The sequence below is a fragment of the uncultured Anaerococcus sp. genome, assembly GCF_947253225.1.
GTDB lineage: Bacteria > Bacillota > Clostridia > Tissierellales > Peptoniphilaceae > Anaerococcus.
Genome location: NZ_CAMXYR010000071.1, coordinates 1 through 6,369 on the forward strand (window position 1 = coordinate 1; position 6,369 = coordinate 6,369).

7 protein-coding genes and 1 tRNA gene are annotated in these 6,369 nt (G+C 35.6%); 4 read left to right on the top strand and 4 right to left on the bottom strand.

All coding sequences use genetic code 11. The annotated features are described in order from the left end of the window. The first annotated feature begins 64 nt into the window (after window positions 1-64). The 4 genes from Q0W95_RS07095 (at window position 65) to Q0W95_RS07110 (ending at window position 2,692) form a co-directional block, all read left to right on the top strand. Window positions 65-138 (top strand) — tRNA-Cys (locus tag Q0W95_RS07095). 47 nt (window positions 139-185) lie between these two features. Continuing rightward, a complete protein-coding gene (locus tag Q0W95_RS07100) occupies window positions 186-860 on the top strand; it encodes a DUF6873 family GME fold protein (protein WP_297791298.1) in 675 nt (224 codons plus the stop codon). An 89-nt stretch (window positions 861-949) separates the two neighbouring features. Further along, window positions 950-2,236: a histidine--tRNA ligase gene (gene hisS / locus Q0W95_RS07105; protein WP_297791300.1), complete on the top strand. Its 1,287-nt coding sequence runs from the start codon at window positions 950-952 to the stop codon at window positions 2,234-2,236. Window positions 2,237-2,332: 96 nt separating this feature from the next. After that, window positions 2,333-2,692, top strand: coding sequence for a desulfoferrodoxin family protein (locus tag Q0W95_RS07110; RefSeq protein WP_297791302.1), 360 nt, complete (start codon window positions 2,333-2,335; stop codon window positions 2,690-2,692). 35 nt (window positions 2,693-2,727) lie between these two features. On the opposite strand, the gene Q0W95_RS07115 is transcribed toward Q0W95_RS07110, so the two are convergent. The 4 genes from Q0W95_RS07115 to Q0W95_RS07130 form a co-directional block, all read right to left on the bottom strand. After that, the gene (locus Q0W95_RS07115; protein WP_297791304.1) at window positions 2,728-3,603 is read right to left on the bottom strand and encodes a MerR family transcriptional regulator; all 876 of its coding nucleotides are present in this window, start codon (window positions 3,601-3,603) and stop codon (window positions 2,728-2,730) included. A gap of 103 nt (window positions 3,604-3,706) precedes the next feature. Next, on the bottom strand, window positions 3,707-4,399 hold the full coding sequence (locus Q0W95_RS07120) for an LrgB family protein (RefSeq protein WP_297791306.1): 693 nt from the start codon (window positions 4,397-4,399) through the stop codon (window positions 3,707-3,709). Continuing rightward, entirely contained in the window at window positions 4,399-4,746 is a 348-nt protein-coding gene (locus Q0W95_RS07125) for a CidA/LrgA family protein (protein WP_297791308.1), read from the bottom strand. Before Q0W95_RS07125 ends, Q0W95_RS07120 begins: the two co-directional genes overlap by 1 nt. A 17-nt stretch (window positions 4,747-4,763) precedes the next feature. After that, window positions 4,764-6,188, bottom strand: a complete 1,425-nt coding sequence (locus Q0W95_RS07130; protein WP_297791310.1) for an FAD-binding oxidoreductase — start codon at window positions 6,186-6,188, stop codon at window positions 4,764-4,766. Window positions 6,189-6,369: the final 181 nt, after the last annotated feature.

Consider the following 6,369-nt stretch of genomic DNA (forward strand, 5'->3'; position numbering starts at 1 on the left):
GAGCATCGCCTTGCCAAGGCGAGGGTCGCGAGTTCGAATCTCGTCATCCGCTCCATTATTTTTTGGCGCCATAGCCAAGTGGTAAGGCAGAGGTCTGCAACACCTTTACCCTCAGTTCAAATCTGAGTGGCGCCTCCAGTTTGTCCTCCTAGGAGGACTTTTTTTGTGAGTTTTTAGGAGACTATATGTTAGTTATAAGCAATAAGGCAAGTGATTATTTTAAGGAATTTTTGGAAAATGAAGGAATTTCTTATCTTTTAAGTAAGGACAACCCTAACTTAGATCCTAGAATTGCCGACCATCCAGATCTTTCTCTTTTTGTTTTAGATGAGGAAAATATTGTTGTGGCAAGTGAGGTTTATGATTATTATAGGGAAAATATCAAGGGAAAAAACCTCATTAGAGGAGGAGAGGTGGCTGGGAAATATCCCAAGGATGCTATTTACAACCTTGTAAGGTTTGAAAATTATTATATCCACAATTCTCATACTGAGGAAAATATAGTCAAGTTTTTTAGGGAAAATCATGTTGAAAATTTAATAGTTAATCAAGGTTATACAAGATGTTCTACTATAGTTCTAAATTATTGCCTTCTTACCAGCGACTATGGAATTTATAAGAGTCTTAAAGATGAGGTCAAAATAAGGATCATAGAAGAAGATAAGATTTACTTAGATGGTTTTGATAAGGGATTTATCGGAGGAGCTTGTGGACTTTATGGTAATAAGTTGATATTTACTGGAGATATTAGCAAACACAAGTCCTATGATGTTATTTTAGGGGAAGCAAAAAAAGAAGGTGTTGAGATTAGGTATCCTCAAGGAGACCTTGTCGATTTGGGTTCGCTTTTGCAAATATAATTTTTAAGGTATAGTCCCATGACTGGGGCTTTTTTATTGGTGAAATTATCGTATAATTTTATTAGAGTAAAGAAAAAAGAGAGGAAAAGATGAATATTGTAAAACCATCAACAATTGCTGGAGTAATGGAACTATTACCAAAAGACCAGTTAGTTTTTGATAAAATCAAGGGAATTATTGAAGATACTTATAAAAAATACCAATTTATGCCGATTGATACTCCCGTTATTGAGAAAAATGAAATTCTTTTTGCCAAGGGTGGGGGAGAAACTGAAAAGCAAATCTATGAGATTGCCTCTGATTCGAAAGATATGAGTTTAAGGTTTGACCTTACAGTACCTCTTGCAAGATATGTAGCTGAGCACTTCCAAGATTTGAACTTCCCTTTTAAGCGTTACCACATCGGCAAGGTCTATAGGGGAGAGAGAAACCAAAAGGGCAGGTACAGGGAGTTTTACCAGTGTGATATAGATATAATAGGTCATAACAGTCTTGCTATCTATAATGATGCCCTTCTACCTAGGGTTATTTATGAGATATTTGAGAAGTTGGATTTTCCTCAAGTAACTTTTAAGATTAACAATAGGAAGCTATTAAATGGATTTTTCAAAAGTCTCGGAATAGAGGATACTACTGATGTTTTAAGGACTATTGATAAGAAAGATAAGATAGGGCTTGATAAGACCTTTGACGAGCTTATAAAGTTTACTGATGAAAAAAAGGCTAAGACTATAATTGACTTTATTAGTAGCCAAGCGTCAAATAGCGAACTTTTAGAAATGCTAAAAGATTTTTCTGATAATGACTTATTTGTAGAAGGCCTTGATGAACTTACTAAGGTATATAGGTACATGCTTGACCTAGACCTTCCAGATGAAAATATTAAAATAGACCTTGCTATAACTAGGGGGCTTGATTATTATACATCTACAGTCTATGAGACCTTCATAAATGGCTATGAGAAAATTGGCTCAGTTTGTTCAGGTGGAAGGTATGAAGACCTAGCCAATAACTTCTCCAAGCAAAGACTTCCAGGAGTTGGAATGTCGATTGGGCTAACTAGGTTGTTTTACCAACTACAAGACTTGGGATTAATTGATAAGATGAGAGAAAGCTTTACTGAATTTTTAATTATCCCGATGGATGAGTCAGCAAATGAATATGGAATTGAAATCCTAAATAAATTAAGAGCTGAGGGAAAGGATGTCGATATTTATCTCGAAGCTGGCAAGTTTAAGAAAAAGATGACCTTTGCAGATAAGTCTGGGGTTGACCAAGTTATAATTGTAGGCGAAGAAGAGCTACAGAATAGGGAAGTTTCAATCAAAAATATGGAAACTGGAGAGCAAATCACTAAGCCTTTTGATGAAATTTAATTGCCATAAAATTTGAAAAAATTAGGAAAAATTTTAGTTATTTTTCTTAGAAGTGGGTATAAGTAAAATGTAGACATTATATATGGAGGTAATTTTATGAAATTAACACAAACAGTTCAAACAGGTGATTGGAAAGCAGAAAAACACGTTCCTGAACTTGAGTTTGAAAAACTTGAAGGCGGAAAAGTAAAAGTAACAGCTCATGTTGGCGCTGAAATTGCTCACCCAAATACAGATGAGCACCACATTTCTTGGATTAAGGTATTCTTCCAAGCTGAAGGTAGCAAATTCCCAGTAGAAGTTGCTTCTTACCAATTCTCAGCTCATGGCGAAAGTGAAATATTTACAGATCCAATCGCTACAGGCGTATTTAACACAGAAAAAACTGGTACACTTTATGCCCTAAGCTATTGTAATATTCATGGTTTATGGGAAAATTCACTAGAATTAAACTAGGATACTAATAAAAGCAGGTTACGATGACCTGCTTTTTACTTGCGTTTTTTTATTGGTATTATTATCTTTGTTACGTGTTCATTTGGATCTTCAACATCCAAAGGTGATACAAGAAATTCTTCAACAATTGGACCTGCTACCTTGTAGCAATTTTTGTTAATCCATTGGAGCATATGAACAAGTTTTTCCATTATTTCCTTATAGTCTCCGATATAGTAGGAACTAGCTGCTTCGAAACCACCCCAATTTCTGGTAAGTCTACTGTTAAGCCTACCAGCTTCAAGGCTTGATACTTGCATGGCAAACTCAACATCACAATCCTTAGCGAGGAATTGGTCGAGGGGTTTTGAGTGGAAAATCACAAGGATAGAGCCCATCATTTCCAGACCATTTTCTGTGCATTTTTCGTAAATATCTATCCACCTAGAAAGTGTAATATCAGGATGGATGTATTTCTTCATTATTTTCCTAGAATAGACAACAGGATTTTCTTCTATATACTCAATTCTGATAGGAAAGTCATTCTTGTCGAGCTTCTGTATTTCTACTATTTTGCGTGCCCAATCAGCTCTTTCAAATCTTTTGATAGCTATATCACAAGCAACCTTCCTAGCTTGGAGGATTTGAATTTGTTCTTGATAGTTAAGAGATTTTTCCTTAATAAGATTTTCTAAATTTGCAAGAGACCCTGTTTCGAGGGTGTTCTTGAGAGCCTCAATAGAAAAACCAAGGTTTCTAAGCCTTCTTATAATCAAGAGTGTCTTTAAACTATCTTTGGTGTAGTACCTATATCCAGTGGCATTATCTCTATAATTCGGGCAGAATAAACCTATTTTATCATAATATCTTAAAGTCTCCGTAGCTATATTACATAATTTTGAAACTTTGCCTATTGTATAAAATTCATCCACAACCAAGTCTCCTTTAGTGTTATTTACAATAATATACACAAATTTATAAAATTTTCAATTTAATAGGCATAAGAAAAGTCGCCAAAAGATTGGCGACCTAGTATTAAGCCAAAAGATTTAAAACAATCATAGCTACTGGCATCAAAAATACTGTAATGATACCTGCTACTGCGATTGATAATCCTGACATAGCTCCTTGTATTTTACCCATTTGTCTAGCTTGGCTAGTACCCACAGCATGGGCAGCTGTACCTATTGCCACACCTTGGGCAACAGGATCTTCTATCTTACATATTTTCATTATCGCTGGTGCCATAGCAGCACCTACTACTCCTCTAAAGACTACTACCATAGCCGTTAGAGCTACAATTCCGTTATACTCGCTTGTCAAAGATATAGCTATGGCAGTTGTTATTGATTGAGGAACCATTGATGTTATAATTTCCTTATCAAAGCCAAAGGCTTTTGATAACAAGAGCGCCATGGTAACTGAAAAGATTGAACCTAGCAATACACCAACAAAGATTGGAAGAAGATTTGCCTTTAACGAATCAAGGTTGGCATAAAGGTCTAAAATCATAGCAACAGTAGCAGGAGCAATGAAAAAGGCTATTATATCCCCGCCCTTTTTGTATTGGTCATAGGGAATTCCTGTTACCGTTAGAAATCCTATAATCAATAAAATAGCTATAAGTAGGGGATTGGCAATGGGGTTTTTAACTTTGCTATTAATCCATTTTCCGATTTCATAGGCAGCAAATGATAAGATTATTCCAAAAAACTGGTTATCAAACATTATTTTTTCCTCCTTTGAAGTCCTTGGACTATAAGACCTGTTATAGCCATAGTAAGGGCTGTTCCTATTAGGGTTATAGCAAGGATTTTTGGAATTCTACCTGCGATAACATCAAGATTTGCCATAATACCCACACCTACAGGAACGAAAAGAAAGGCTAAGTTTATCAAAATACCATCTGAAGTTTTTTGGATATCTTCAGGCTTTAGTACCTTCATATTGAGAGCTATGAAGAGGTAAATCATACCATAAACTGCTTCTGGAATAGGAAAGTTTATTAGGTGTCGGGTTACAACACCAAGGAATAGACAAATACAAAGTATTACAAACTCTTTCAAGTAATTCATTGCTACTCCTTATTTCTTTAGTTTACTCCAATTACCTTATCTGGGTTAAGAATCATGTTAGGGTCAAATACTCTCTTTATACCTCTCATTAGGTCAGTATTTAAGTTACCTTCAAATTCCTTTAGATATTTTAACTTACCAGCACCAACACCGTGCTCACCTGAAAGTTTTCCACCAAGGTCATAAGCTTTCTTGTAGATTACATACATGAACTCGTTAACTTCATCTTTGAATTGGTCGAGTTTATCTTCTTCATTAGAAAGTGTATAGATGTGGAGGTTTCCGTCACCTGCGTGGCCGAAACTTTGTACATCAAACATATATCCTTCAGCTTCGTTATTAACAAATTCAACATATTCAGCAATTTTTGTGATTGGAACTACTACGTCACACTCATCAAGAAGTTCGTATTGAGATTCGATAGCTTCAAGGAAGGAGCTTCTTGCAGCCCATGCTTCTTTAAGTTGAGCAGGAGTATCAGCAACTAAAACATCAATTGCACCATTTTCTGTAAGAACTTCAGCAGCTCTTTCCATTGTATCGTAAATACCATCTTCATCATCACCATCAAATGTAATTAGGAGGTAGGCATTTACATCAGTACCTTCGATATTTTTAGGGAAAGTTTCCTTGCCGATATATTTTTCAGAAGCAAGAACTATCTTTCTTTCCATAAATTCGATAGCTTGTGGGTTTAGGTTAGCTTGGAATAACTTTGGAACTGTTCCTATACAGTCATTTAGGTTCTCAAAAGGAACTATTAGAGAAATAGTTGTCTTTGGAGCTGGAACAATTCTTAGGGTTAATTCTGTAATAATACCAAGAGTACCCTCAGAACCAATCATAAGGTCTTTAAGTGAATAACCTGTAGAAGACTTAGAAATTACAGCACCGAAGTTTGTAATTTCACCAGTAGGAAGAACAACTTCCATACCTCTAACATAATCTCTTGTTGTACCATACTTAACAGCACGCATACCACCAGCATTTGTTGCTACATTTCCACCAAGGGTTGCAAACTTTTCACCTGGATCAGGTGGGTACATATAGCCTTTAGATAGGCAGTCAGCAGCCAAATCATTGAGAAGAACACCAGGTTGAACTCTTACAACCATGTTGTCAATATCATACTCAAGGATCTTATTCATTGTTTGCATATTGATCATTACACCCTTTTTGATAGCAACACCTGCACCTGTAAGACCAGTACCAGCTCCTCTTGCAATTACAGGAACTTTGTTTTCGTTACAGATTTTAAGGATGTTTGCTACATCTTCTGTAGTGTGGGCATCAACTAGGCAGTCAGGGATTCCTTGACCATAAATAGGCATTTCATCATAAAAGAAATCCTCATTAACTTCTTCTCCAACATAAACCTTGCCAGAAACGGCATCTCTTATTTGTTGGATCACATCTTCTGATATTGCGTTATAATTATTCATTTTAACCTCCTGAAAAATCATGTATCAAATATCATATAATATTTTATGCTTAGATTATATCATAAGATTTTAAGTTTGTAAAAATGTTTTCAAAAAAATTTTTTGTTGAGATTTTTTTTGAAGCCTTGCAATTAGAACATTATACCTGTCTCTTATACACATCTGACGCTGCCGACGACCT